Annotated in this window: 23 protein-coding genes; 3 read left to right on the top strand and 20 right to left on the bottom strand. The window is 44.2% G+C overall.

Annotated features, from left to right (window positions below; all coding sequences use genetic code 11):
• Positions 1 to 329: 329 nt before the first annotated feature.
• The 20 genes from ACFW2W_RS08485 to ACFW2W_RS08580 all read right to left on the bottom strand — a co-directional run bounded on the left by ACFW2W_RS08485 (position 330) and on the right by ACFW2W_RS08580 (position 23,612).
• Positions 330 to 2,651 carry a hypothetical protein gene (locus ACFW2W_RS08485; RefSeq protein WP_378175984.1) on the bottom strand — a complete coding sequence of 774 codons (2,322 nt, stop codon included), beginning with the start codon at positions 2,649 to 2,651 and terminating at the stop codon, positions 330 to 332.
• A gap of 79 nt (positions 2,652 to 2,730) precedes the next feature.
• Positions 2,731 to 3,696 carry a beta-1,6-N-acetylglucosaminyltransferase gene (locus tag ACFW2W_RS08490; protein WP_378175987.1) on the bottom strand — a complete coding sequence of 322 codons (966 nt, stop codon included), beginning with the start codon at positions 3,694 to 3,696 and terminating at the stop codon, positions 2,731 to 2,733.
• 918 nt (positions 3,697 to 4,614) lie between these two features.
• Positions 4,615 to 5,412, bottom strand: coding sequence for an FkbM family methyltransferase (locus ACFW2W_RS08495; RefSeq protein ID WP_378175989.1), 798 nt, complete (start codon positions 5,410 to 5,412; stop codon positions 4,615 to 4,617).
• Between the two features lie 112 nt (positions 5,413 to 5,524).
• Positions 5,525 to 6,556: a glycosyltransferase family 2 protein gene (locus tag ACFW2W_RS08500; protein WP_378175992.1), complete on the bottom strand. Its 1,032-nt coding sequence runs from the start codon at positions 6,554 to 6,556 to the stop codon at positions 5,525 to 5,527.
• Positions 6,557 to 6,572: 16 nt separating this feature from the next.
• A complete protein-coding gene (locus ACFW2W_RS08505; protein ID WP_378175995.1) occupies positions 6,573 to 7,511 on the bottom strand; it encodes a beta-1,6-N-acetylglucosaminyltransferase in 939 nt (312 codons plus the stop codon).
• Between the two features lie 49 nt (positions 7,512 to 7,560).
• Complete coding sequence (locus tag ACFW2W_RS08510; RefSeq protein WP_378175998.1) at positions 7,561 to 8,592, bottom strand: glycosyltransferase family 2 protein; 1,032 nt, start codon at positions 8,590 to 8,592, stop codon at positions 7,561 to 7,563.
• 78 nt (positions 8,593 to 8,670) lie between these two features.
• A complete protein-coding gene (locus ACFW2W_RS08515; RefSeq protein WP_378176001.1) occupies positions 8,671 to 9,495 on the bottom strand; it encodes a DUF6817 domain-containing protein in 825 nt (274 codons plus the stop codon).
• A gap of 98 nt (positions 9,496 to 9,593) precedes the next feature.
• Entirely contained in the window at positions 9,594 to 9,809 is a 216-nt protein-coding gene (locus tag ACFW2W_RS08520) for a hypothetical protein (RefSeq protein ID WP_378176004.1), read from the bottom strand.
• Positions 9,810 to 9,845: 36 nt separating this feature from the next.
• Positions 9,846 to 10,895 carry a glycosyltransferase family 2 protein gene (locus ACFW2W_RS08525; protein ID WP_378176007.1) on the bottom strand — a complete coding sequence of 350 codons (1,050 nt, stop codon included), beginning with the start codon at positions 10,893 to 10,895 and terminating at the stop codon, positions 9,846 to 9,848.
• Positions 10,896 to 11,036: 141 nt separating this feature from the next.
• Positions 11,037 to 12,911 (bottom strand): ABC transporter ATP-binding protein, encoded by a 1,875-nt coding sequence (locus ACFW2W_RS08530; RefSeq protein ID WP_378176010.1) that lies wholly within the window; start codon positions 12,909 to 12,911, stop codon positions 11,037 to 11,039.
• 399 nt (positions 12,912 to 13,310) lie between these two features.
• On the bottom strand, positions 13,311 to 14,525 hold the full coding sequence (locus tag ACFW2W_RS08535) for a glycosyltransferase (RefSeq protein ID WP_378176013.1): 1,215 nt from the start codon (positions 14,523 to 14,525) through the stop codon (positions 13,311 to 13,313).
• Positions 14,526 to 14,720: 195 nt separating this feature from the next.
• Positions 14,721 to 14,930 carry a hypothetical protein gene (locus ACFW2W_RS08540; protein WP_378176016.1) on the bottom strand — a complete coding sequence of 70 codons (210 nt, stop codon included), beginning with the start codon at positions 14,928 to 14,930 and terminating at the stop codon, positions 14,721 to 14,723.
• Positions 14,931 to 14,950: 20 nt separating this feature from the next.
• Positions 14,951 to 15,952, bottom strand: coding sequence for a glycosyltransferase family 2 protein (locus ACFW2W_RS08545; RefSeq protein ID WP_378176019.1), 1,002 nt, complete (start codon positions 15,950 to 15,952; stop codon positions 14,951 to 14,953).
• A 71-nt stretch (positions 15,953 to 16,023) separates the two neighbouring features.
• Positions 16,024 to 17,331 carry an O-antigen ligase family protein gene (locus ACFW2W_RS08550; protein ID WP_378176021.1) on the bottom strand — a complete coding sequence of 436 codons (1,308 nt, stop codon included), beginning with the start codon at positions 17,329 to 17,331 and terminating at the stop codon, positions 16,024 to 16,026.
• An 87-nt stretch (positions 17,332 to 17,418) separates the two neighbouring features.
• Complete coding sequence (locus ACFW2W_RS08555) at positions 17,419 to 18,885, bottom strand: GumC family protein (protein WP_378176348.1); 1,467 nt, start codon at positions 18,883 to 18,885, stop codon at positions 17,419 to 17,421.
• A gap of 753 nt (positions 18,886 to 19,638) precedes the next feature.
• Positions 19,639 to 19,797: a hypothetical protein gene (locus ACFW2W_RS08560; protein ID WP_378176024.1), complete on the bottom strand. Its 159-nt coding sequence runs from the start codon at positions 19,795 to 19,797 to the stop codon at positions 19,639 to 19,641.
• Positions 19,798 to 19,810: 13 nt separating this feature from the next.
• Positions 19,811 to 21,118, bottom strand: a complete 1,308-nt coding sequence (locus ACFW2W_RS08565) for a ribulose bisphosphate carboxylase small subunit (protein WP_378176027.1) — start codon at positions 21,116 to 21,118, stop codon at positions 19,811 to 19,813.
• A gap of 133 nt (positions 21,119 to 21,251) precedes the next feature.
• Complete coding sequence (locus ACFW2W_RS08570) at positions 21,252 to 21,587, bottom strand: ribulose bisphosphate carboxylase small subunit (RefSeq protein WP_378176030.1); 336 nt, start codon at positions 21,585 to 21,587, stop codon at positions 21,252 to 21,254.
• Positions 21,588 to 21,683: 96 nt separating this feature from the next.
• Complete coding sequence (gene rcbX, locus ACFW2W_RS08575; RefSeq protein ID WP_378176033.1) at positions 21,684 to 22,082, bottom strand: RuBisCO chaperone RbcX; 399 nt, start codon at positions 22,080 to 22,082, stop codon at positions 21,684 to 21,686.
• Positions 22,083 to 22,181: 99 nt separating this feature from the next.
• On the bottom strand, positions 22,182 to 23,612 hold the full coding sequence (locus ACFW2W_RS08580; RefSeq protein WP_378176036.1) for a form I ribulose bisphosphate carboxylase large subunit: 1,431 nt from the start codon (positions 23,610 to 23,612) through the stop codon (positions 22,182 to 22,184).
• 271 nt (positions 23,613 to 23,883) lie between these two features.
• On the opposite strand from ACFW2W_RS08580, the gene ACFW2W_RS08585 reads away from it, so the two are divergent.
• The 3 genes from ACFW2W_RS08585 to ACFW2W_RS08595 all read left to right on the top strand — a co-directional run bounded on the left by ACFW2W_RS08585 (position 23,884) and on the right by ACFW2W_RS08595 (position 26,511).
• Entirely contained in the window at positions 23,884 to 24,609 is a 726-nt protein-coding gene (locus tag ACFW2W_RS08585) for a hypothetical protein (RefSeq protein ID WP_378176039.1), read from the top strand.
• 163 nt (positions 24,610 to 24,772) lie between these two features.
• Positions 24,773 to 25,885, top strand: coding sequence for a two-component regulator propeller domain-containing protein (locus ACFW2W_RS08590; protein ID WP_378176042.1), 1,113 nt, complete (start codon positions 24,773 to 24,775; stop codon positions 25,883 to 25,885).
• Positions 25,886 to 25,977: 92 nt separating this feature from the next.
• Positions 25,978 to 26,511, top strand: a complete 534-nt coding sequence (locus ACFW2W_RS08595; protein WP_378176045.1) for a hypothetical protein — start codon at positions 25,978 to 25,980, stop codon at positions 26,509 to 26,511.
• Positions 26,512 to 26,535 lie beyond the last annotated feature (24 nt).

Consider the following 26,535-nt stretch of genomic DNA (forward strand, 5'->3'; position numbering starts at 1 on the left):
TGCTCTACTTTGTTCAGCTCAGATTGACAAATTGTACCCTTTTCGACTTTTAAAACATCCTCATAGAAGCTGTTGGCTTTCTGTTAAAATTTATTGTTGCAGGATAGACGTTTCGTTGGAACGTCTATTTTGGTGATGAGATATCTTGGCAGGCGATTAAACTGCTTGAAAAAGTTGTTTGAACTTTCCTCAAGCTCTTTCCGGTAAACAGGGAAGGTTGGGGTGGGGTTCCAAATATATTGCAAGTGTCTATCGCATTCCGAATCCCTGCGTCACAACTGCCTCACAGATGTATTTGCTTGCAGCCTTAGGAGGATGTTCCTACTAGATTACAGATTCCCATAGTAAATTCCTCTGCCATTCGTACCAATAAAAACTAACCCGAACTGCTGCAAACTTGCCTCCATCACATTCGGACCATTTCCAATCGGATTTTCTGGATTACCAATCCTTTTCCATGTCTTTCCTCTGTCTAGAGAACGGAAGATTCCTTTGCCCATATCATCAATTTCTCCGTACAAATACAGCGCTGGAATCGTGCTTCCCGGCTGTGGCTTTCCTAAAGCAAACAAATAGGATCTCTTGACTGCATCCATCTTGGAGAACCTCTTGCCACCGTCTGTCGAACGGTAAAGTTGTTTCTTATCGAGACTCAACCAAACTTCACCTTTAACTCCAGATACGGTTCTAAGCGAGTGCCAACTTTCATCGGGAAGTGACGAATTCACTACTTCAAAAGACAAACCCCCATTGGTACTTTGATAGAATTTGCCGTTCTTATAGTAATAAAACGTGTCACCATCCACTTTGTCTGCTGCCAGCGGCACAGACCAATTCCAAGGTCCCTTGGAACCTTTGGGTAAACCAGCAACTTCTTGCCACGAAGCGCCGCCATCATCTGTGCGGAGAGCTTTATCTCCACTAACAGTGACAACAAATAACTTTGGATTAGTCGCTGACATCGCTACACGCATCGGCATCGTGTCTTTTGGAAATGAAGCAAATTCTTTCCAAGTTAAGCCGCCGTCTGTCGAAGTTGCTCCCGAATAAGTATTGTTCCAGCGATTACCGCCAACGCGCACCATTTGCAACGGATCTTTTTCATAGTAAGCAATGCTGTAGGTGTCCTGGAATGCGGGACCGTTGCCACCGAAGGTTTTAGATGGATAAGTGTCTAGTCCATTGTTGTGGTAAAACCCGTCTACATCTGCCATCCCGCTCAACAACAAAGCGCCACTCGGAGGCGCAACCAAGGTGAAGGTGACAATCTCTTCATGTCCTTTTTGATAGTTCGTCCAGACAGAGGGCTGTTTGTTAATATTGTCTGTCCGCCATATCCCGTACCAATCGGTGAACCAAACTCTTCCAGAAACTTGGGGATCAAACTCAATCGCAGATACAGAGGGATTGGAGAGCATATAGCTAGACCACCAAGGAACGCTATTATTGATCGAGCGTTTCTGCTCTTTCCATGTAGTTCCGCCATCGAACGAGCGGTAAATTTTAGTATTTTTTTTCGCTTTTGTAGAAACAAGAATATCGTTAGGATTAGTAGGGTTAATGCTCAACCCATTAAAATCCTCTTCGGAGTCATGTGGAGTAATGTTTTTCCAATCTCCATCTGCATACTTTTTGACTCCAGGACTTCCATTAATTGTTACGTAGAGAGTGTTGTTGCGACTTGTCGCTAGTCGCATCGTTTTTTCTGGGCTTCCGTCAATCTTGCTCCAGGTAACACCTGTGTCAGTAGACTTATAAATTCCATCGCCGTAGGCATTGGCGTAGACTAAGCCGGACTTATCTTTGTCAAATACAATTGCTGTGATGCCAATATCTTTTTCCAGCTTTCCAGCAAAAGAAGTAACTTTAGTCCAGTTCGCGCCAGCATCCAAAGATTTCCAAAGTCCATCGCGCCGCGAACCAAATAAAATCATCTTGGAATTAAACGGATTGATAGCGAGTCTCTCGCCTACCTCCCGTCTATCTTGGTTGCCGCCCATCGGCAAGTCCAAATCCAGCTTTTTCCAGGTTGCACCTCGATCGGTAGACTTAAAGATAGTTCCAGGCTCATCCCAGACGTATTTGCCTGCGGCAATATAAACAATATTTGAGTCTTTTGGATCGAGGGCTAGGGCTTCTCCGCCGTAGTAGTTGCTCTTATCTAGTGGAAAGTGGTCAGTTAGTGGTATCCAACTTTTATCTACTGAATTCCAACGATAGAAGCCACCAACATCAGTTTTGATGTAAACGAGATCCTGTTGTAGCGGATGCAGGAAAATCCCCGTAACATAACCCCCTCCCCCTACTGCAACATTAGTCTCCCCCAGAGACACATTGGTTTGGTAATTTCGGGAGGTGACGACTTCTGCCTGCCCTGATGCACCGTTGAGAATGTCGCTGGCAATCCAGATGTGTTGAAGTGCTACTGTGGCAAACAGAGCAATGACAGCAAGGCGAACCGTTCGAGCTAACGAAAGGCTTTGTTGAGCGTTAAATTTAGTAATCAGCTTGAAGGCTATATGGGCGAAGCAAATCCCGATGGCGAAGACTAATAAGCCTGTCAGAACTGGTTGGACGCTTGCCAGCCCTACAAATGTAACATTAGCGATCGCTTCAATGGTTGACCAATGATTAGTAGCAGCAGTAAACATTGTTGAGCCTCAACTCCCAAAGTCAGCTACTTCCAACTAAGGAATTATAGCTGACTAGATAGATTTGAGGGGTTGATTCTCAAGTTATGCCTAAAGTTACTTGGCTAGTCTCTGGTAATACTCTGGAATCTAGCATATCTAAAACTATGCTGTCCCGCGCCATATCAAACTTTCGGGCAAAGTAAACATCCTTTTTAAGGATGGTTGGGTAATCTTCAACAGTGAGTGTTCGAGGATGACCGTGGCGGCTGCCAGTCCAATCAATGTAGAATTTATAATCCTTACATAAATTGAATAAACCACTATTTATTAATATAGTCTGTCCAAAAGATTCATCTGGATTTCGCGTCTTTTTGTAATAATTAATCAGAGTTTCGTCATTCTTCAAAAAGTCGTAGATATAACTAATGCACTTTTTAGACAAAATCTTAAAATAAGATCCCCCATAGCAAATAAAATCTTTGCTAAATGGAGTTGAAAAAGCCTGAACTCCCAAAGATAATTGATAAGAAGAATCAATCTTTACAAAAGGCTGAATATTATTCACCAAGACCCGGAAAGGCTTAATTAGTCCCCGTTGCCACTTGGAAAATTGTACGCCAGAATGCCAGTATTGATATAAGTAGCGATCGCGGCTCTCTTTTAGACCGTAATAGCTATCTTTGGAGAATAGATCGGAGTATTGTAAAAAACCATCATAGTTAGTTTCTTCAAGAAACTGCTCAAATCTATAAAGTGGTTGAGTTGGATAATCTTGACCAGAGAGATTGATCAGCCAATCAAAGTCAATCTTGTGAGTAAACAACCATTCAAGAGCATCCAAGTATGCTTGCACTAAAGAAAAATCTCCCCGTACTCCCTTGGTATTCTTTTTAATTACATAAACTCCTGGCTGCATTTCTAGACTTTTTACGTCTAACTGACAGCCATTGAAATCATGACTAACCAATATTTGAGACTTGGAACTTGATTTTTTTATAGTTTGTACCAGTCTACAAATTTGTTCCGGATTCTTATGACTTTGAATCAGATATAGAACTTTCACGATTTTTGACCTCCAGAAAAAAAATGCACGAAAAGGTAAGGGCAGCGGTTATTTATCCAAGTGCGATAAACAACACTTGGATGTGCCACAAGTAGAGATAGATAGAGTCCACTAGGTGCAAGTCACTAGAAAAAACTGATGCTCTGCCCTCTATATGGTCACAACAAAATTTGCAACGATTGCCAAACTAGCATTGCCTGCATAAGAAGTATTAGTAAGTTTTTGCAAGCAAAGCTATAAGTTGATAGAGAAACTTGTGTTCAGAAACTCAACTAAAACTGTTTAACTGCAATAGCATCCACGAAGGTAAAACAGCGATCGATAGGTACTTTCACTGCCAACCAAGCACTCTAGAGTAGTAAGTTCAGAATGGTAAATAGCAAACCTGTTATATGTAGACGAACTGTGGGTTTATTTTGTTTCAGTTTTTCAACCGAACATTATTTTGTTATTTATCCCACATTGATGGAAAACTCTTGCAACCCAGGAAAACGCTCTCTATCTTTTGACACATATCGAAATTTGGTAATGGTGTACAAAAGTAGGTTGTTCGCCACTGGTAATGACGTTTTTGTTGCACCCAATTTTTTACATTTACAGCTATGGTCATAATTCAAATCCCAGTCAAAAGAAATCTTTAAGGGACTGAAGCCACGCTTGCAATCCTGGTCGCAATGTTTACGCTTTACATCTTGTTACAGCGCCTATCTTGCAGGCGTCCCCCTTAAGATAGACTTTACTTATACGATTGTTCCACCTTAAGTCAAAGGGTAATATATTTCTTTTAAAATTAAAATAATGGTAACAAGCAACACCAATTGTGTCTGCATAAAACTTGCATACTAAAAAGTAATAGAAAATTAGCCAATCGCTACTTTTTATATAGATCAACAAGTACTCAGACAAATTTTTTTGTTACTAAGGCGCAGCTAAAAAATTCCAGGCAGAACACTTAAGAAATTCATCCCGACTCAGCGGGGCTAAATCATCTACCCAATTCTTTAGCTTAAAAATTTGTAGACCACACTCATTTACAAGCAGGTCATAAATTCTGCTATCGTGCCATTTACCATCTTTCAATGTGCCATCAACCCATTCTTGAGAATTAATTAAGCCACTCTCGAAGACTAAGTAAGGTTTATAAGCTTTTAATATTCTGATAGCACCTCTAAAAACCTGCAATTCTACCCCTTCTACATCTACCTTGATAAAATGAATTTTAAGGTCTGGGGCTAGTAGATCATCAAGTCTCTGAGTTTTAACAGTAATTGGTTCCATTAGTGCATCAGGAATATGGCTTTCACAGCATTCTTTATCCAGGCTACTTACAGCAGGAGCATTAACCACATACCAAAAAGTTGTTTCTGTCTCTGAATCACTCAAAGCTGTTTGTCTGACCTCTACATTGGGAAATTTTTTTCTAAGCCTATTCGCTAACCTTGGTATTGGCTCAAATGCATAGTGAACTCCTAGAGGTGAATAGTGTAAAATTTGACTAAGTAAATCGCCCGTGTTACAACCAACATCAATACAGTTTGAGTTTTTTGTTAAAACACGAGACATAATTTCAATCGTGAAAGCATTGTCTTGCCTGTTAAGAATATCGCTGCGTTTCGGAGGCGTTACTATATCTAAAAGTGGTCTGACAACCGGATCGAGAAATGAACCTTTGATTGTTTCTTTGAAAAAGTTTTTTATTTCTAAAAATATTTTCATTGTCTGGCTGCTCCAGTTGCTAAAACGCTACTATACTAACATCAATTTATGCAGCAGCAAGACTTTATTTGAGCAGTTAGATTAATTTTATAGAAGTAAAAACAGTCGTTGATTATAAAGATTGGCTAGACTGGTCTTGAAGAATGCGGCGTCTTTGAATAAGCCCGGTTAATTTGGCAGCAAGAGCCTCTATTTGGTAATAAACAGGATGGGGTAAGAAATAGAGCAAGTAGGCAGCTGCTAAGGTCATCAGCGTGCGGCGGGGCTGCTCCAAAAGGATGCGCCAGTGAGCAGCCAAGGCTCGGTGCATTAGCTGCACAGCCATTGAGCCTGTTTTTAAACGTATTGCACTTCTGGCTAAATATCGCAGTTGATATGCTTTAGTGGGATTTTCCCACTCAGCGATTAATTCTGGAGCGTAGGAGCGTGTTTTTTCAATTACCTTTTCGAGGGCTTCTAATTGTTTCAGCAAACTAGCTGAAAGACCTCCTGCGTTTACCCGATACAGTGTCAGCGCTTCAGGAATGCCCTCAATTTGCCAGTTGGTTTGAAGGAGGATGCGAAGCCAGCATTCTATATCCTCTGCCTGACGAAAGTTATCATCAAAATAAAAATCTTCAACAGTCCCGTAAAGATTATCTTGAAATTTAATCGCTTCAAACACCTCTCGCCGAACTACGGCAGCCGAACCATTTCCGACTGGATTGTCACGAAGTAAATCGGGCGGTGTAATGTCCTTAAACTTGGGCATCAGATATGTACCCAAGGAATTTCCCGTTTCATCGATAAAAGCAGAGCGACTAAAACTAATCCCTACGTTAGAGAAATTTTCTAGATGTTCGAGATGTTTTTCTAATTTTTCCGGTAGCCAAAGGTCATCGCCATCTAAAAAAGCTAAATAGTCGCCACGAGCATGGCGGATTCCGGTGTTTCTTGCTCCAGCAAGTCCTCTGTTCTTCTGGCTAACAATTTTAATTCTAGGGTCTATAAACTGCTGGCAAATTTCTACGGTTCCATCGGGGGAGCCGTCATCAACCACAATAATTTCAAAATTTTTGTATGTTTGAGCTAGAACTGATTCAAGTGCAGCAACTATATACTTTTCTACTCGGTAGGCTGGAATAATAACCGAAAACTTTTTCATGGATAATACCATTTTTTTAAGCCGCTTGGAAAATTCTTTCATCAAGCATATCTAAGATTTTGCTGTCCCGGTTTATGTCAAATTTTCTAGCAAAGTAATATTTGTCTTTAATTAGATTTGGAAAATCTTCAGATGTAAGGATGCGGGGATGACCGTGGCGGCTGTTCTCCCAATCAATATAGCGCATATTGCGGGGATGGAAATTAAATAATCCACTATTCACTAAGATTGTTTGCATAAAAGATTCATCGGGAAGGCGAACTTTCTTGTAGTAGTTCACCAAATCAGGATTGGCAGAACAAAAATCATGAAGGTATTGAACGCACTTTCTAGAAATTGTTTTAAAGTAAGAGCCTCCGTAGCAAACAAATTTTTCATTAAATGGAGCTGAAGTGGCCTGCTGTCCGATGATGAGTCCATAGGAAGAATCAATCCGAACAAAGGGCTGAACATTATTAATAAACACTCGGAAAGGTTTGAATAAGCCTCGTTGCCATTTGGCTAATTCTATACCTGACCACCAGTATTGATAGAAGTAGCGATCGCGCCCATCCTTAGCTCCCCAAGTACACTTGTCAGAAAGCACATTAAAATAATCAAAAAATCCATCGTACTCAGTTGCAGCCAGAAAATTTTCAAGTTTTGAGAGCGGTTGAGTAGGATAATCTTGACCTGTGAGATTAGTTAGCCAATCAAATTGAATATTATGGTTTAAAATCCAGTCAACAACATCTAAATAAGCTTTGGTAATGGAAAAGTCGCCTCTTCCAACTTTCTTAGCCCTCAGCACCTTAACATTAGGTAAACTCTCGAAGAGTTCTACATCTAATTGACTAGCATTGAAGTTATGACTTATCACTATATAAGCGTCACAACTTGACTTTTTAATAACTTTAACCAGTCGATAAATTTGTTCTAGATTAGTATGGGTTTGGATCAGGTAGACAACCCTCATAATTTACAACCTATTCCGCTGTTTATAAAAAAATTGAATTTGTAACTAATTATGCCATCTGTCGGGATCGATCTCGAAGAATGCGCCGTTTTTGGGCAGCTCCTGTCATTTTTAAGGCAAAACTTTCTATCTGGCGGTAGAGAGGACGTGGCAGTAACCAGAGCGAATAGGCAGCTCCCAAAGTCAAAAGTGTCCGCCTGGGTTCGTCAAGAATCATGCGCCAGTGGGTAGATAAGGCTCGGTGAGCCATGTCTACAGCGGTTGGGGCTGCTTTCAGCCGGACTGCCCACCGGGCTAATTTCCGCAACTCGTAGGCTTTGGCTGGGTTTCCATACTGAGCAATCAAATCTGGAGCGTAGGAGCGAGTTTTTTCCAGCACTTTTTCCAAGTCCTCTAACTGCTTGAGTAGGTTGGCTGAAGCGCCCCCAGAATTCACTCGGTACAGCGTCAAAGCTTCAGGAATGCCTTCGATTTGCCAATCAGTCTTCAAGGAAATGCGAAGCCAGCATTCGACATCCTCAAAATGTCGCAATCGTTCATCGAAATAACAATCTTTTGCAGTACCCTGAGGAGCATCTTGAAATTTAATGGCTTCAAAAACTTCTCGTCGAATTACCGGAACTGAGCCATTTCCAATGGGGTTACGGCAGAGGATCAAGGGTGGGGCAATCTCCTTGAGTTTAGGCATTTGATAGATACCCAAGGGTTGTCCCGCTTCGTCAATAAAAGCAGAGCGGCTAAAACTAAGCCCTACAGTTGGCGAATTTTCTAGATGATCAATATGTTTTTCTAGCTTTTCTGGCAACCACAGATCGTCTCCATCTAAAAAAGCCAGATATTTTCCTATGGCATGGCGAATCCCTGTATTCCGAGCGGCGCAGACGCCAGAATTTTGCTGGCGAATTATTTTAATTCGAGGATCTGGGAATTGCTGACAAATTTCTACACTTCGGTCAGGAGAACCATCATCGACAATCAGAAGTTCAAAATCTTTATAGGTTTGCTCTAGAACCGATTGCACTGTAGCAGCTATATATTTTTCGACTCCATACAATGGAATGATGACAGAAACCTTTTTCATTTTAAAAATTGGTTTGATTTTATATCTGCTACAGCCAGCATTTTATAACTAGATATTGAGTCTGTACGAATCTCTGCCTTACCCCGACTGGCTCTCAGCAGGAACCTTCTTTTTCAGGGAGGTGGTGGGACGCAAACCACTAAACTTACGGACGATGGCAGAAACTAAACGGCGAGGTTTATAAATCAACCAATTCCGAAAGGTAAGTGACAGGCTCTTTTGGTAGGACTTTGGTGCAAGACGAAACGAAACATCCTGGTCATTTGTGTTGCAGAGTTCGCTAGAGATTTCAGCGGATGCGCTTTCTTTAAACGCTGCTGCTAGTTGAATAGCTAAATTAGGAAAACCTAGCTTTTCTGCCATTTCTACGATGAAATGACCGTCATAATTAATGTATTGTTGATGTTTGAAATCTCCGCAATAAACGATACCAAAATCTAAGTATTCCTCTAGCTCATTTGCCAAACGCACCAAAAGAATGTCGCGGTCAAGCGGATTGAGCGTATCAAAGCGGTGAAAAATAGCAGGAATTGTCTTTTTGTTCCAGGATAGCGTTGCATATCTAGCAAGATACTCCTCGATCTCTTTGCCAACAGCACGTTTTACCTGTTCGCGTTTGGCATCAGAAATGCCTTTTTTCCCGTCTCCAAAGTCGCCATGAGTATAGGTAGCATGAAGCAGACCTGTCGCTACTACCTCCGCAGGTACACCAAGAGAAGCCAGGATACTAGCAGTGCTGACTAGATGGGCGATAAAGGTCTTACCAGAGGCTCGAAAGGCACCTGCGAACAGATGCATTGTCAGCTGATAAGCATCGCGGATGCGGCTAAGATCGTTGCTTGAGTAGCCTTCTGCGCGTAGCTGGTTGAAGAGTTGGATGTTGGTTTGGGCAAAAGAGTGCATAGTGTTGCTTTTGATTGGGATGCTTCATTTTTGTTGCACTCGAATTAGGCGAATTTTATTGATTTTGGCTGCAAAAGAGTGCAATTTGCTTTCTGACATCAAGCGTTCATTTGCCGCTTGAGGAATAAAAAGCCAAAAACAACATCTTCAATTTCCACACAAGCCTTAGTGAAAAAGCGGGGAATTGCTCGATAATGAAGGCGGCTTGCTGTCCAGTTCCCCGCTTGCTCTCTGGATGGAGAGTGGGTTAAGGCTGTGTAAGGGGATTTTTCGTCGAAGCGATCGCACTTTCGTTTCGCACCTTCGTTTCGCACTTTCGTTTCTTTGTTCTACACGCAAACCCCGCCAACCTAACGGGAGGATGCTGTTACTGCCGACTTCTCCGGTATTGCGGGCATCTGAGGCTGTATCCCCTGAGCTTGCAGGCGAGCCTGACGATCCGTGAGATAACGGTTAAACGCCTTATCTAGAGGAACCAGGCGATTTGCCAACCTGCCCCCTGCAAGACCTAGAGTCAGACGCCTAGCAATCGGGTTAAGGATTGTCACATATCGCCGCCATCCCAAGCGCTTGTAGCGATATTTGAAGTACCCGTCCTCGTCCAGATTCCACTTATCGCGCAAGCGGTGCAAGCTATTGAGTTCCCAAGCGTCGCTCCAACGCAGCATATAGAAGAGCATATCTGACAACTTCAGTGGCGGGCCTGGAACATAAGTGACGAGACACGCAGGCTCAAAATAAACGCTACCACCCGCCTCCACGACTGTCATGCAGAAATCGAGGTGTTCTTTAGTATTGAACATTTGTTCATCGAGCAAGCCGACTTTCTCAAAGATTTCAGTGCGAACCAGCACGCAATGGAATTCTGCCAGTTCGGTTTCTTGACGTTCGAGCTTGGGTCGCACATCCGCTACTCGCTGACCTTGCTTGTACATTTTCTCGCGGAGACGCCGTCTGGGGTTTTCGCCAACTTTTTCCAGCCAAATGTGGGCTTCTCCACCTGCAAAGTGGACGATTTCGTGTACTGGAGTACCTTGGCAGGTCAGGGGGCCAACAACGGTGGCGTTTGTCTCTTCAGCGCACTGAACCAAGCTTTCCAACCAGCCTGGGCTGACAATCACATCGTTATCGATAAAGACGAGATACTTGGTTGTAACCTGACTCACACCAAGGTTTCTGGCACGATTTGGAGTGAGGTAGTGATTGGTGCGAATGATTTGAAATCCTTTTTCACTCGCTTGCTGTTGCAAATAACGCTGAATGTGAGCGGGCGAACCCCCGTCTACATAAACCAACTTGAATGGTACTGATGTATGTTCGTAGATGCTTTCCAGCGACTCGCGGGCGCAGCTGAAACGTTCGCGCGGTGAGACAACAATCGTAACTTGGGGATCTAACATCAGAAACTCCTCGCTAAAGACTAAACGGTTTATCGACTGTTTTGTTTGCTCTGCGTCAACTCAGCTAGACAGGAAAGAAACTTGTTTGTGTTTAAAGTCTGTACTGTGTAGTTGCCCTGTGTGGCTTGGGCAGCTCTGGTTTTACACAGGCAAAGACTGGAGATTGTGGTAAGACCAGTAAGCTCCCCGCTGGGCAAGCAACTCGTCATGCCCTCCCTGCTCGATAATTCGACCTTTCTCCATCACCACAATTTTGTCGGCATTCCGGACGGTAGCCAAACGGTGGGCAATCACAATTACAGTCCGGTTGGTTCGCAGACGTTCCAGTGCTTCTTGCACTAACTGTTCTGACTGCGAATCTAAGGCACTGGTGGCCTCATCGAGAATCATGATTTCCGGGTCGCGCAGCATTGCCCTAGCAATTGAGATGCGTTGTCGTTGACCTCCGGAAAGCCTAACGCCTCTATCTCCGACCACTGTGTCGTATTGGTTGGGCAACTGACAGATAAATTCGTGGGCATTGGCAAGGCGAGCTGCCTCAATCACCTTTTCTCTGTCCATTCCCTCTAAACCGTAGGCAATGTTATCCAGAAGTGAGGCGTTAAAGATGTAGGTATCCTGGCTAACGACTCCGATGTGCTGGCGTAGCGAGACAACATCGTAGTTCCGGATATCTTGACCATCGATCTCGATAACACCCTCGGTCACTTCGTAGAAACGGGTAACGAGAGCTGCCACAGTGGATTTCCCGGCTCCAGAAGCGCCAACCAGCGCCACAGTTTTGCCACGAGGAATTTCTAGATCCAAACCGTTGAGGACGTAAGACCTTCCGCTGTAGGCAAATTTTACATTCTGGAAAACCATGCGATCGCGCAACCCTGTAAATCGCTGGTTTCCACCGGGAAGCGGATATCTCTCTGGTAACGAAAGCGCCTCGGTGACTTTCGTTAACGCTGGCAGAGACTCTTGGACAGAACCCCTCGCCGCATTCACCTTTTTCAGTACCGGAACAATTCTAATCAGAACCAGCATGAATATTAGCAGCTCTGCGGTCGTCAGCAGACCCTTGGAGATAAACAAAGTGTAGCTACCGACAAGAACCACCATCGCCGCAGCCAAAGTCGCTAACTCTGTCAGCGGGTCGATGATGTTTAGCTTCTTAGCTAGCCCGATGTTTGCCTCCATATAATTGTTACTGATCTTATTGAAGCGGTTGAGTTCAAAATCTTCCGCACCATAAGATTTAACGATCCGAACACCGCCTAACGTATCTAAAGCCATCGCGTTCAGAGTGCGTTTAGCAGATACAACCAAACCCCCCGATGTTTTGATCTTTTTCAAGAAATAACTTAGCCATAAGGCAACGCCTGTAATCAAAAAGGTCGTCAGAACCGTCATTTTCCAGGACACGATCACCAGCGTTCCCAGATACGCGATTAAAATCAGCAGGTTGGTCAAGCCATAAAAGAAGTTAGTCAACAGCTTGTTCGTTTCCATCACCTCTGTATGTAAGGTGCTGGTTACTTTACCCATCTGCACGTTATCAAAAAATTCAATTGGCGAATATAAATAGGTTTGATAAAGTCGTTTCCTCAAGCGTTTGATGACTGCTTCCCGATAAATGGAAGTTAATACTTGTGAAATGTAGTAAAAATACCCTTTTAGAATTAAAGATCCCATGAGAACTAGGGCAAACAAGCTAATGAGAGTTCCTTTACCTTGCTGCGCTAGCCAATTGTTCAACCCTTCCGTTAAAGCCATTTGAGGAAGAAGAGTTCCCCCTCCTTCATTCAAAATTACTTTAAGAAAAGGGATCATCAACCCGATTCCTACACTATCTAGAATAGAAGACAAAATCATTGTCACTAAACCTAGATAGAGAGTTTTCTTCTGCACCTCCAAAATCAGAGATGTCAGTTTATCGAATTTCCCGATTCGCTTCATCAAGATCAATTTTAACTTTGCCTTAGCCCCACGCAACCTTGTTTCCCGTCCGAATGTCTGACTTCGACTCATAGTGTCTACCGCTACTGAACCTTTGAACAGCCAATCGTTGATTGCTTATTCCGGGCTAAACTTTTTTGCCGGAGCGCTTTTTCATGATATTTCACTGTGCCGACGCTTGCTTTGAAATTATTTTGATAGCAGGCAACACAGTGTTAGCTTTGTTCGCTTTCTCTAGTAAATGTTACCAGAATTTTTGCTATACAAGCACCAAAAAAACACGATTTCCCCTGTTTTTAATGTGAAGTTTTGGTGAAGTTGTAATTATTAGAAAAGCCCTGCTTTAAATCTTGATTTTTGGAATTATTCAATTAGAAAATTATACATTTTATATCATAATATTTTTTGATTAAGATACTTCTAATGGCAGATTTTCACCTGCCAAACGCGATTTTAATGAACAATCTCTATCTAATGGTAGATTTCTACCAACCGCTCGTTCAACTTGTTAATGTCGTAATGCGCTTCTACGTAGGCGCGACCGGATCGACCCATTTCAGGCCAAACCTCCGGATGCTCAAATAAATAACCCAACTTTTCAGCCAGGGTATCGGCATCCCGTTCTGGAACCAAAAAGCCCGAAATCCCATCTTCAATCAGTTCTGGAATGCCGCCGTGTTGAGTCCCTATGACTGGTAAACCCATTGCCATTGCTTCTTTTAATACGTTCACGGGGGCATCTTGATCGCCGTTCTTAGCTGTCACGCAGGGGGCGATAAAGATATGGGAGTTGTCGAGAATTTCAATGAGTTCCTGCTGCTGTTTGTGACCGAGCAATTTTACTTTGTCACTAACGTCTAGCTCATCAATGAGTTGTTGCAAGTCTTCCTTTAATGGCCCATCGCCAACGATGTTGTACTCAATGTTTGGGTATGCCTTAGCCAACTTGGCAATGGCACGAATTCCATACTCAATCCCTTTTTTTTCGACAAGGCGACCTGTGGTGACAATCCCAATGCGACCATCAGCGGGCAGATGACGTGTGGTAAATACAAACTTGCTACAATCGATCCCCGAACGGAGGACGATGATTTTCTTCTCATCGCAACCTAGCTTGATCAGGCGGCGTTTGAAATAGTCGCAGTTGGAAAGAAAGAGGTCTCCTGTGGCGAATAGGGGATTATAAACGTCTTCACCGAATTCCTGAATATGCTGGCTAATATCGAAACCGCGAAATGAGGTAATTAATTTTCCGTGGGGGGCACCAATCAGCCGAAAGGACATCCCAATGAATCCTAAGGGACCAAATTGGCAATGGATGATGTCGTATTCTTTTTTGCCCAATAATGAGACTGCTGCATATAGCAACCTCAATGAAGCAGCTTCTTTGCCATACTTAAAAACATTGAGCGATCGCAGTAAGAGCGCTGGGTTTTTGTAGCTGTTCGCGAATAGCAACCCCAAGCCTTTCAGCCCGCGAATGGCGATATTAGATGGCATTTTGATGTAGTAGGTGCGATTCAGCAGTTGGTATTTATTTACTGCTGGATGCACCTTGGAAGTATCTCCTGGTTGGTCAGAATAGATATCCACTTCGTGACCCCGATCGATTAAACCAGCGATTTGATTTAAGATAAATGTTTCTGACAAAACCGGAAATCGACCAACAATCATTGCAACTTTCACAGCAACTTTACCCCTGTAAATTGACTTCTATATTTACTGCATACCCTATCAGGTAATTAGCAGTTTCTCGTATATTTCAACTAAACGGTCGTTTAGCTGTTTTAAAATGAACGTCTCTGATAGAATAGGAAGTTTACCAACAATAAAGGCGATTCTCATCGTAACTTTCACCTAACATCCGATACTCTGCTGTCATCATGCTGCACGGTTAAGCATCAAGAGCCTTTGGGGTCGTTTGAACTGTTTTAGTAGGGATAGGTAAAGCTCCTTGGTATTGAATACATAGAACATCAAGATCAAATAGGTCAAAGCCATTGCCGTGAAACTGACAATTACTGTAGCCCAAACTGTTAAAGTTGGTGCGATCGCTCCTGCGATTAGAGATGCCAGGAAAGGATGCTTCATGGCTACTAATAAATCGATATTTATGGTGTCTCCTTGCCCATATTTGCCAAATTTTTACTCCACCGTTGATATCGAAAATCCCGAAACTTAGTAGATATCTGCCGAAAATAGTTAGCAAATTTAGGGGAAAGCGATCGCATCACCAGCCATTTCAGCAGCAAGCGCTGACCGCTGCTATTTAGTAACATTTTTGGATACAAGCGAACTGCCATTTTTAGTTTATAACCTGCTTGCTTTACTGCATCAGGATCTGCCTTACGAGTTAAATACAAATCTGCAAGGTGCTGATAAACATTTGCTAAACTCTGATTCTTGAGAGATTGCAACTCTGCTGGCGCTGTCTGAAAAGCCTTCTCAAGTGCCATCAGATTATATTTTTCCCTAACCTCTATTTTGGAAGAAATTGAGCCGGGTACTTGACGATAAAAAATCTGATGTTTAGGAACCAGAACGTAAGACCACTTAGCTGCTAACCTTAGCCAGTAATCCCAATCATGAGTAGATTTCAGTTCCGGGTCGAGTTCCCCAACTGACTCAATTGCTTGCCTACGAATCAGCGGAATCGAACCACAAACTAGAAAATTACTTACTAATAATTGCGGATAGACATTTCCTTCAAAATACACGGGTTGCTGTACATATAAAAGTTTTCCTTTTTCATCTATGAAAGAAGTCCAGCTATAAGCTACCCCTGCTTCTGGATGCTTTTGCAATGCTGTAAGTTGTAGTTCTAGTTTGTCTGGTGTCCATAAATCATCTGCATCAATAAAGGCAATAAATTCACCCTTAGCGTGAATCAAACCGCGATTGCGAGCGACTGCGGCTCCGGCATTTTCATAGGAAAATACTTTTATCCGCTCACCTACAATTTCTTTAATAAGTTCTAAGCTTTTGTCGCTCGATCCGTCATCAATTAAAATTATTTCCCAATCTGAAAATGTTTGTTGCTGAACAGATTTAATAGTTTCCAGAATTGTTTGTTCAGCATTGTAAACCGGAATTATTACTGATATTACTGGCATTTAGTTTAACCTTCGCGTGAATTTAATCCCAACAAATATGACCTGAACTCCGCTCGATCGTCAGTATAGTTTTAAACTTCTGTTCTGGCTTTATACCCGTTTTCAGAAATATTTGTTTCAGCTAATACAAATTCGGGAAATTTTTCTTTGATTCCAATTCCTAGCATGACTAATCCAGGCCAATAAACATAGGCAAGAGCTTCTATGTTTTCCCCAAATGTAAACATAAACATGACTAAAAGTATACTCAATCCTACTCGCGCAGTTCGACTACTTTGCGACTTAATTACTAAATCTATGAAGCTCCAAGCCAAGGGAATGGCAAGTGCAATACAACCTACGACTCCTTTTGTTACCAGAAGACCAAACCAAGTGTGGTGAGAGCCGATTGGTTTGAATGTTGCAACGGCAGGCCCTTTAAATTCACCAAGTCCATGTCCCCAAATAGGAGCTTCTTGCCAACGCTCTACTGCTAGACGAGCTAATATATCTCTAACTCTGGAAGAGCCTGCTCTAGCCTGGTAAAACATATCTGAAAAAGCTCTAAATGAATTAATTAGCCAGGAAGAAAACACTCCCATAATAAAACTTGCAATTCCTGCTATTAGCTGTATATAAGGTTTCGTAAAATTTGATAAAGCCCAAGTAGAAAATATGATAAAAGGAAGACAGATGATACCTAGGCGCGAAACCGAACCCAAAATCATAGCAACCGCACCAATCATGCCCATGAATCGCCATTTTTTGTTTGATTCTTGCGCTGCCAGAAAGAAATAGATGTTTCCTACCATCCCCAAGGCGGGTGCCCAAGGCGTAAACAATTCAAGACGAACTCCACCTCCTTCAGGATCGAGACCGTAGAGGTTAATACTGTAGTAAGCGAGACCGCTACGTTCTATGATTCGCAAAGGGGAAGTATAGATATGAGAAGGTAGGTTTAATCTAGCCGCTGTATAGCAAATGATGACAGCAAATAAGCTTTGCAGACAAAGTATGCAAGCTGCTCTATAAATTATCTGAGGTCTAATTTTTAAACAACCTGCAAGAGGAAACAACGCTAAGGGAGCATATCTTACAACCCAATTGATTGATGAGTTAAGAATTTTACCTAATCCTAGATTAAAGTTCATGTGAGCAGCAATTAAAGCCACCTCCATGACTAAAATACAAACAATCCACACCCAGATTGTTGTGGGAATGGTTATTTTCTCCTCTGCTGGCGTATTCTCCGTTTGGTTCCAAAGTTTCTTCCCTACACGCCATAAGAAAAACCAAGCCAGTGCAGGCACTAAGGTCATTTGTAGCCCAAGAATATGAATTACATAAATCCAGATCATGTAATACCAAATCAACTTTTCTTCAAGATTTTGAGGTTTCATTGATATCTGGCTCATGCATCTTGGGTCTAATCAAAACAATATTGTTGCTGCGGTTTATCTCCGGAAAACTGAATCGATTTCTGCCAATTACGGGCTGGTTTCCAAGTAAGTATGTTTAACTAGGGCAGAAGACCTGGAAATTTTGCGATCGCGTAGCCACAGTAACAGCAGTCCATTGGTACAAAACAAGGAACCTAAGGCTGCACCTAGCAGAACCAATTTCTTATTTGGGGCACTAGCAGCAGTCGGAATCGTAGGCTCTGTGAAGATTTGAATTTGAGGATAAGAGGAAGATACATTTGACTTGCTCAAATCCAATCTAGCTAAAGTAGAAGAAAAAACTGCTTCGGCAATTTGCACATCCCGCATCAGGTCTGCTAACGAAACCTCTTGCTGTGCCAGTGACTTCAGCCTACCCTCAAGTAGATCGAGTTGTTGGTTTAGCGATCGCGCTTCTGCTTGGAGTCCTTGTGCTTCTGTCTGCACTGTCACTAACTCTAAGAAAAGAGCATCCCGCGAGGTTCCAGATCCACCACTTTTGCTCAGGTTGAGTTCCTCTAGGCTTGCTATCGTCACGGGTCGCTTTAAAAGAGATTGACCCTGCCTCAGTAAAGCAGCTTGAGCGGCATCTAGTTTGGCCTGCTGCTGAATTAAAGCAGGATGATCCGGTAAAAACTTGGACTGCAAAGCAACGAAGAGGCTATTCGCTTCACTGTAGTCTTGTAAGTATTGTTGAAATAGCGAGTCAGCTTGAAGAACAAAAGCATCTGAAGCTTGTTTAGGCGATAAATCTAAGTTACTAGATAGCCCTTGAAAACGGGCATTCGCATCTTGCTGTTTAGCTAATACTTCAGCCCGCTGTCGGCGTAGCTGTTCAATATTTTGTGAAAGGTTAGTAAGTTGATCCGTAGAAGTTAAACCCGAACGGGCTTTGTACTCAGACAGCCGTGTTTGCGCTGCTTTCAATTTTTTTTGGGATTCCCCAAGCGTGGATTGTAGCGTTTTATCCTGCTGAGCGGTTTCTTTAATTCTCAGTTCATTGATTTTTGCTTGCAATGCTTCGTAGAGAGCTAAAGATTTTTTATAAGCTTCTTCGGGAGTCGTTCCTTCAAACTCAAAGGTCATTAGCGTGGTGTTGTCTAATACTTTAGCCCTGGGTTTACCAAAATCTTGCAAGGGCATATTGAGCTTATTAGCAGCAGTTTCCAATACTGGCTTACTGAGAGCCAGAAATTTATAGTTTTCTCTGGGATCTTGATTCGTACTCATGTACGGAGAGTCGCTTTTAGAGGAGGCTTGTCCAATTCCTGGCAGGTTAATGTTACTGGCTGAACCTGTTGAGGGTAAAGTAAGAGCCAACTCGCTGCTGTAATTCGGTTTTGTAACTTTTATATAATATAAAGCGGCTCCCCAAATAGCTGCATTAGTTAATAGTCCTAGGACTAAGTAACGCATCCAATTTCCTTGAGACCGTGCTGACTTTGAGGAAGATTTAGAAATGCTTGCATCAGTAATAGCCAAATCTTCATTAGGAGAGGTAATCGGGCGTTTCATAGTCAAAGAATTAGGCTTACACTAGGGTTATTGCGATCGTAGTCTTTTTGAATAGCTGCCTCAAGGACTAAACGGCAATCTTGACTAAATTTTGTATAACCTTCGCTTAGTAGAGCATACACAGCCTTCACTTCGCTACTTTTCAGGAGTTGGTTATCATCCCTCTCGTGAAGGAATCGGGATTAAACGCTTTGACGTTTTCAGTTTCTATACAACAAACACAATGCAATTTTAAGAGCTGGTTTGAGCTTTCTAAAAAGCTCTTTAGTTGGCAATAGCGATCGCAACATAGCAGGTTTTTCTGTTCAATCAAAAATTTGTTTTTCGCCACCCATTCGCTCTTTGCAATTAGAAACACCCTGAAAAAGCTTAGTTGCTCGTATTGAAGAACAGCCTGATTTCGATAAAATTATTCGGTTCAAGGTATCGGTAAATAGACTTTTAGTGTCATCTCATCGTAAGAGGCTTCACATAGCTACACATCAGTCCAGAGGATGATTATGGACTGCATGATTTTTTTATCCAAAGTGCAAATATAGCGAACCAAAGACGTGTCGAAAGATGCACAGGCAGCTTGTTTGAGCGATTGATTATGAGATAGCGATCGCTAACCAACGGTAACAACTAAAGTAATAAAGCGATCGCTATCTCAGCCATGAAAACTTCATAAAAAAATTGCCCAAAAATTGTGCAACTTTACCTAAACTTTACAGAAATTGGATTGATTTTGTGATTTAGATGAGCCTCTATATTTTAATCGCGATCGCTCACTTCGTTGTTGTAAATCCATAGCCGCCAAGAGCGACGAAATAAACAGACTTTTGTTCCCATTTCGCTCTTATTGAATCGTCGATTCGCCAGGATAAACAAAAAGCGATCGCTCTTTTGGGGCGATCGCTTGCAGTCAATCATCTACGATTAGCGCTTAACTATTCGGTCGTTGGATAATCGTTTCTGCAACGCGCCGCTTGGCTTTGGGGTCAATGCCAATTAGGCGCACGTACTCCCCATTATGCTCGCTCAAGCAGGCTTCCAAAGCAGCGATCGCTTCCGATGCATCTGTTGTCTGAATGGGATCGCCGCTTTGCCAGGATTGGCTACGGAACCGACGTGCATTTGCGTGTTCCATACCAATGCGATATCCTTTGGCGAGGAGATCGCGGATCTGTTGCTGCACCTCTGGACTAATTCGGGCACTATTTACCTGAGCGTTGCTGCTGTGACCATTGCCTTGAAGAGACTCATCAGAGTGGGATGGCTCATTCGCCAGCTCATTTCGGACAACTGTCTTCCGATTTTCCTTGGGCATAGATGGCATCCGAGCCACGTCCCCAGCTTCTTGAGTCACGGAGCGTCGCCCTGTATTGTACTCTTGTACCAACCGTGAATTCTGAACTCGCTGCTGTTCTTGGACCATCAGGTTGCCAAACTCGATCAAGCGAGAAAAGGTGAAATCAGGCTTTTTAAACACTGGTGGTCCTTCAACACTGTTGACCACCCTAGTAGAAACTCGGTTAATCCCGATTTCGTGGATGAAAAAGCGGATTTGTTCATCATAAATGCGCGATCGCACTGCACCAAAGAAATCAATCGCTTGATCGGGAAAGCAATCGACTAACTGTTCAATCTGGCTGCGAGACAGTCCATCTGTCTCAAAAATGCCTTCGACGATGCCAATCTTGTCATCTCTATCGGGTTGCCAGTGGAACTTCTCCATCCGACCATCCCGAATCAACGGCGCATACAGCGTGGCGAAGTCATTTCCAGTGACAATAATCGGCACTCTGGGTAGGGGCGTTGAATCATAACTGCCAGGAAGTTGCACATCTGTTGGTTTATCGGCAATATTCATCAGCGTCCCATTCACCAGCTGAGTATTCACCGTGTATTGGGTGCCTTGATCGAAGCGCCCTGCCCCAGCATCCAAATCATTGATCATCAGCACACACATCTTGCCGCGCACCTTGATCAAGTCTGCGGCTTCCCGATAGCGCAAGCGGATCAAACGCCCTGGATCTCCTGCATCTGGACTTTCCAGTTCCCCTGCCGACATATGGATGGGTTCAATGCCCATCCGCTCAAATACTAATTCACATTGAAAAGATTTTCCCTCTCCCTTCCGTCCGTGAATTCCCAGAATCAGAGGAACTCGTACTCCAGGGAGGTCAAGAAAATTTTTGGTGATATGAACCGCCAGCTTGTCTAAAAAACGGGGAGAAATGTAGTAGGTCATAGTCTGTTAAAGTGAATGCTCCGATTGCTAGGCATCAAACAAACAAATTGGAGAGGTAGATTGCTCTGCCTCTCCAATTTTGCACGAGTTATCGATGAGTCGGTTAGGCAGTGCCCACCTAACTGATTAAGGTTTAGTAACCTCTTTGGTTTGGCTTCCCAACGATGAAGCTGAGAACTTGGCACTGCTTGATGTTATCAAAGCCCATGACTCGGACATAGGCGCTGGGGTTCTCAGAACGGCAAGCTTTGATTTCATTGAGAACTTCTTGCGTTGTCGTAGCATTGAACAGAGGCAGTTTCCACAGTGTCCAGTAGTGCTGTTCCGGTGCAGAACTCTCGCTGAATTCAACCCCTGCAATATAGCCTTGGTCGAGGATGTATTGGATTTGCTTGTTTATTTGCGCGTCGGTGAGCGGTGGCAAATAGGATAGGGTCTCGAAACGAATCTCTTTAGGTAGAGTTTTCATAGTTGTGTGGTCTTCCTTGTAAGTATGTCTGCTAAGCGGACGCTTGATGCGGTCTAACGTCCAAAGTTGAAGAGTTCTGTCAGGTGACGGTCGAGGTTATCCAGACTCGCCTGGTGATTCAGTTTGTTGTTCCGGCTGGAGGCTGGGGTCAGGTAAAGTAAGTTGCGTAATTCGCTCCAGATGTTGACGCCGATATGTGATATTGGCTTGCTCAATGCCAGTGCGAGTCATCTCAGGTAAAAAGTCTGCTACTTCGTCTGCAAGATGCTGGCGCACAGTCATAATCCGAAGCGCTAACTCTGGATTTTCTTTGAGTAATTCCTTGACGTAAGCTTCTCCATCTTGGATGATGCCCGTTTTGGAAAAGTTACTCAGCCAAATTGCCAAAGGAGGATTTGTCTCGCTCAACTGAGCCACGATATTTTTCACTGCCTGATAAGTCAGGTAGCTGATCAGTGTCTTAGCAGTGTCTTTGGCAATTTGCTTGAGATCCATTTTTGACCCCAGACCTAAAGAGTTCTGAATTTTGAGTGTTGAGTGTTGAGTTTGTTTAAGTTTAACTCAGCACTCAACATTCACTACTCCGCAATCTAATTACAGAGTATCCATCGCCTCAAACTCAAACTTGATTTCCTTCCAAAGTTCGCAGGCAACAGCCAACTCAGGACTCCACTTACAAGCTTCGCGGATCACGTCGCCGCCTTCGCGCATCAGGTTGCGACCTTCGTTACGAGCTTGGACACAAGCTTCAAGGGCGACACGGTTGGCGGTTGCACCAGGTGCGTTACCCCAGGGGTGACCGAGGGTTCCACCACCGAACTGCAAGCAGGAGTCATCACCAAAGATTTCCACCAGAGCTGGCATGTGCCAAATATGGATACCACCGGAAGCCACGGGCATCACACCAGGCATAGAAGCCCAGTCTTGGGTGAAGAAGATACCGCGAGAGCGGTCTTCTTCAATGTGGTCTTCGCGCATCAGGTCAACAAAGCCCATCGTGATGCCTTTTTCGCCTTCCAGTTTACCAACGACGGTACCGGAGTGCAGGTGATCGCCACCAGACATCCGCAGACACTTGGCGAGAACGCGGAAGTGAATACCGTGGTTCTTTTGACGGTCAATCACGGCGTGCATAGCGCGGTGGATGTGCAGCAGCAAACCGTTGCGACGGCACCATTTAGCGAGGGTGGTGTTAGCGGTGAAGCCACCAGTCAGGTAGTCGTGCATGACGATGGGTGTACCCAGTTCCTTTGCGAACTCAGCACGTTCCATCATTTCTTCGCAGGTGGGGGCGGTGACGTTGAGGTAGTGTCCCTTGATTTCACCTGTTTCAGCTTGAGCTTTCTCGATAGCTTCTTGAACGAACAGGAAGCGATCGCGCCAGCGCATGAATGGCTGGGAGTTGATGTTTTCGTCGTCTTTGGTGAAGTCTAGACCGCCGCGCAGACACTCGTAAACGGCACGACCGTAGTTCTTAGCAGACAAACCCAGCTTGGGCTTAATCGTGCAACCCAATAGAGGACGACCGTACTTGTTGAGTTTGTCGCGCTCAACGGTAATTCCGTGGGGAGGACCTTGGAAAGTCTTCAGGTAAGCAACCGGAACCCGCAAGTCTTCCAGACGCAGGGCACGCAAAGCTTTGAAACCAAACACGTTCCCCACGATGGAGGTGAGCATATTGGTGACAGAGCCTTCTTCAAACAAATCTATGGGATAGGCAACATAGCAAATATACTGGTTGTCTTCTCCGGCGACTGGCTCGATGTTGTAGCAACGACCCTTGTAACGGTCTAGGTCGGTCAATAGGTCTGTCCACACGGTTGTCCAGGTACCTGTGGAAGATTCCGCAGCTACAGCAGCACCCGCTTCTTCAGGAGGAACTCCAGGCTGAGGCGTGACCCGGAAAGCCGCCAAAATATCGGTATCTTTGGGGGTGTAATCCGGGGTGTAGTAGGTCAGTTTGTAATCTTTAACTCCGGCTTGATAGCCAGATTTTGTCTGAGTTTTGGTTTGAGAGTAAGACATTTCTTCCTTCCTGAGGAAATCCTGAATGTTGTTCCGGGTTTAAGCGATCCCGTACTTTTTTCTTTATTAATTTTTAACTATACCAGCAAGCCAATAAGTTGAAATTACAATCTTCTATTTGTAAACATAAGCTTTACTTATTGCATATAAATCTAAATATTTTGTTACAAAGGAAGACTTGACTTTTGTAAGCAATTAGTAAGTGGATAAAAATACCCTGAAAATAGCGATCGCCCGCCGAATGTTATAGGGTCGTTGTTTTTCCTTGGCAATGCTTAAAAGAGTTTCTCTCCTAGCCGCATCCTTGATCCTGGCAGCTTGTAGTACGATTGCTGTATCCAACCATCTGCCGGTGAGTACGTTGACCGATTTGACGCCCTCTCGCCCTAACTCCGCTTCCAGCGGTACTAAAACCTTCTCACCCGTGGCAGCGCTACCAGAACCTCAGTGCCAAGGAGAAATACCCGCAGCGCTCAAAGCCAGCTTGGGTGAGTATCGGTTGGCGAAAGCATCTGACTTTGTGGCTTCAATTCGTGCCTACGAGCGGGAAAATCCCGGACAGCGAACCACCTGTAGCATTTTCAGCGCTGACTTCAACGAAGACAGGCAGAAAGATTACGCTCTGTTGTTAGTCAACCCTAAAAATAATAATTTCCGATTTTTGATCGCCATTAACCAGACTAGCGGACAGTTCGACCCAGCCGTGGTCAAGGATTTCATCCATCTCCCGGAGTCCTCAGAAGGCATTATTTACACAGCTATCAGCTTCAAACCATCCGGAGAGCTAGGATCAGCCGCCCGTGAATATTCTCCTTTGAAATATGGAACATCTGAACAGCAAATCTTTAAAGCAAAAGCAGCAATTGAACTATGGAAAGCACTGCCAACTGATTCAGCGGGTGTGCCTCAATATTTAGAAATCGGCACCCTTGCATACTGTTCCAATGCCTTCTACTTTGTCGATGGCAAACTGAAAACATTTGGCGTTTGTGATTAATTTTTTAAGTACATATACTCAAGTTAGGCGAATCCGCGATCGCTACTTCAGTTCTACTTTTTCAATCTGTCGCTAACACAGGCTTAAATGTAGTAGGAAAATCTTATATTTCAGCTAAATGAACAGAGGCGCGTTAGCAAAGCCTCTTCTAAGGAGATTAGCGATGGCATTCTTGAGTGCGCGTATCGGTTTGTTTATTAGTGCTACCCTGCTTTCTTTAAGCGTACCAGTCTGGGGAATCATCCAATCAGCTCCGCAGACCAGTGGTAGTGGCGTACTGGCTCAACAATCCACGGAGATAGACCGAGGAGATGACCTCCGCACCTATCCACCCTCGTCGCCGCCGCCTGGAGGTCGTCCCTTGCCCCCCGAACGCCGACGGCAAGAAGCCATCCCCCTACCCGCAGATTATCGCGTCACCGCCTTGCAACCGGGTTATACCGGCAGTCTCTGGGTCGGTTCCTGGCAGAGTTTAGCGCGGATCAACCCGAAGACAGGCAACGTTTTAGCTCGGATTGCTCTACCCAACTACACCATCGGCGCGTTAGCGCAAGACCGGGTGGGACGAGTTTGGGTGGGAACCTACGAAGGATTGCTGCGAGTAGATCCCCGCAGTAATGAAGTGACGGCGCAAAACTTTACCTTACCGTCTAACCGGGTGTTGTCGCTATTGATTGACGAGCGGGGTTATCTGTGGGTAGGGAGCGATCGCGGTCTTGCCATGATCAGCCCCGACCAGGGATTATTGATGACAACGGTGCAAAAGCTTCCCGGAGTCTCAGCGAATGCCCTCACCCTCGACCGAGAAGGTCAGCTATGGGTGGGAACGCTAGAAGGGTTAGTGCGAATTAATACCACCAATGCCTTTGTGATGAAGCGGCTGAAGAATGTCCCCGGCACCACAGTGCAAGCCCTGACCCTAGATCCACAGGGGAGGATTTGGGCGGGAACGCCCAGCAGTTTGCTAGTGATTGACCCTAAAACCGGGGACGTGCTGCGGTCGGTGACGCCACTCCGGGGGCGCAATGTTACCGCTGTGCGCTTTGCACAAGATCGGAGCGTTTGGGTGGGGACGGAGAATGGTTTATTGAGATTGAATCCGCAGACGGGTGCGGTGCTGGATCGAGTTGCTGACCTCCCTTCCAGTCGGATTCTCTCTTTATCCACGGATGTCGCCGATAAGTTGTGGGTGGGAACCAGTGAAGGACTCGCTTGGATCAGCTTGACCACGGGGCGCGTGACACCGCACTTAGCTTTCGTTCGGGCAGAAGAGTGAACAATTTGTCAAGCTCTAGTTTGACGGAATAAGTCAGCCGGAAGTTGAAGTCTGTTACAGGTTGTTTGAGTCATTAACAGATTGACGCTTCCATGCTGAAAAAAATTGCCAAAACCGTTGCGAGTACAGCGATCGCTGCTACTGCTTTGTGTGCGATCGCTCAAGCTGCTAGTCCAGCAGACATTCCGATCAATACCATCCGCCTAGAAAATACCCTCGATGCCAGTGCTAAAGTGCGACTGGGTTACTTTGAAGTACCCGATCGAAACACAACTGTTTCTGCTTTCGGGGGTGAGATGCGCCGCTACGATGTCCACATGGCGCGGATGATTGCCTTGAGTCATCGATTTTACTGTCAGCAACCCTATTCTGCTGGAATTGAAAAGGTAGTCGTTTGGGATTACCGAGCTAACAACGGCAGAATCGATATGGGTACGTTTAATATGCCTTGTACTCTGGTAGAACAGGTAGTGAGCGCCTATGGTCTTGGTAGAACAGTGCCAATGGAAGTGGAACTTACTGACAATTCTGTAGGGGTTTTTAACGTGCAGACCCTAGATATTGAAGATGGCTGGGAAACTGACGATTTTCTAAGATTTGTGCAAACGATTAAACCGGAGCGCTGAAATAGTTGTTAATTTTTACAAGTA

The organism is Coleofasciculus sp. H7-2 (assembly GCF_042747725.1).
Lineage (GTDB): Bacteria > Cyanobacteriota > Cyanobacteriia > Cyanobacteriales > FACHB-T130 > FACHB-T130.

What these genes read in the sequence shown, in the direction of transcription:
- ACFW2W_RS08485 (WP_378175984.1), bottom strand. Translation starts at nt 2,651, where the DNA reads ATGTTTACTGCTGCTACTAATCATTGGTCAACCATTGAAGCGATCGCT.
- ACFW2W_RS08495 (WP_378175989.1), bottom strand. Translation starts at nt 5,412, where the DNA reads ATGAAAATATTTTTAGAAATAAAAAACTTTTTCAAAGAAACAATCAAA.
- ACFW2W_RS08500 (WP_378175992.1), bottom strand. Translation starts at nt 6,556, where the DNA reads ATGAAAAAGTTTTCGGTTATTATTCCAGCCTACCGAGTAGAAAAGTAT.
- ACFW2W_RS08505 (WP_378175995.1), bottom strand. Translation starts at nt 7,511, where the DNA reads ATGAGGGTTGTCTACCTGATCCAAACCCATACTAATCTAGAACAAATT.
- ACFW2W_RS08510 (WP_378175998.1), bottom strand. Translation starts at nt 8,592, where the DNA reads ATGAAAAAGGTTTCTGTCATCATTCCATTGTATGGAGTCGAAAAATAT.
- ACFW2W_RS08515 (WP_378176001.1), bottom strand. Translation starts at nt 9,495, where the DNA reads ATGCACTCTTTTGCCCAAACCAACATCCAACTCTTCAACCAGCTACGC.
- ACFW2W_RS08525 (WP_378176007.1), bottom strand. Translation starts at nt 10,895, where the DNA reads ATGTTAGATCCCCAAGTTACGATTGTTGTCTCACCGCGCGAACGTTTC.
- ACFW2W_RS08530 (WP_378176010.1), bottom strand. Translation starts at nt 12,911, where the DNA reads ATGAGTCGAAGTCAGACATTCGGACGGGAAACAAGGTTGCGTGGGGCT.
- ACFW2W_RS08540 (WP_378176016.1), bottom strand. Translation starts at nt 14,930, where the DNA reads ATGAAGCATCCTTTCCTGGCATCTCTAATCGCAGGAGCGATCGCACCA.
- ACFW2W_RS08545 (WP_378176019.1), bottom strand. Translation starts at nt 15,952, where the DNA reads ATGCCAGTAATATCAGTAATAATTCCGGTTTACAATGCTGAACAAACA.
- ACFW2W_RS08550 (WP_378176021.1), bottom strand. Translation starts at nt 17,331, where the DNA reads ATGAAACCTCAAAATCTTGAAGAAAAGTTGATTTGGTATTACATGATC.
- ACFW2W_RS08555 (WP_378176348.1), bottom strand. Translation starts at nt 18,885, where the DNA reads ATGAAACGCCCGATTACCTCTCCTAATGAAGATTTGGCTATTACTGAT.
- ACFW2W_RS08560 (WP_378176024.1), bottom strand. Translation starts at nt 19,797, where the DNA reads ATGATTGACTGCAAGCGATCGCCCCAAAAGAGCGATCGCTTTTTGTTT.
- ACFW2W_RS08565 (WP_378176027.1), bottom strand. Translation starts at nt 21,118, where the DNA reads ATGACCTACTACATTTCTCCCCGTTTTTTAGACAAGCTGGCGGTTCAT.
- ACFW2W_RS08570 (WP_378176030.1), bottom strand. Translation starts at nt 21,587, where the DNA reads ATGAAAACTCTACCTAAAGAGATTCGTTTCGAGACCCTATCCTATTTG.
- rcbX (WP_378176033.1), bottom strand. Translation starts at nt 22,082, where the DNA reads ATGGATCTCAAGCAAATTGCCAAAGACACTGCTAAGACACTGATCAGC.
- ACFW2W_RS08580 (WP_378176036.1), bottom strand. Translation starts at nt 23,612, where the DNA reads ATGTCTTACTCTCAAACCAAAACTCAGACAAAATCTGGCTATCAAGCC.
- ACFW2W_RS08585 (WP_378176039.1), top strand. Translation starts at nt 23,884, where the DNA reads ATGCTTAAAAGAGTTTCTCTCCTAGCCGCATCCTTGATCCTGGCAGCT.
- ACFW2W_RS08590 (WP_378176042.1), top strand. Translation starts at nt 24,773, where the DNA reads ATGGCATTCTTGAGTGCGCGTATCGGTTTGTTTATTAGTGCTACCCTG.
- ACFW2W_RS08595 (WP_378176045.1), top strand. Translation starts at nt 25,978, where the DNA reads ATGCTGAAAAAAATTGCCAAAACCGTTGCGAGTACAGCGATCGCTGCT.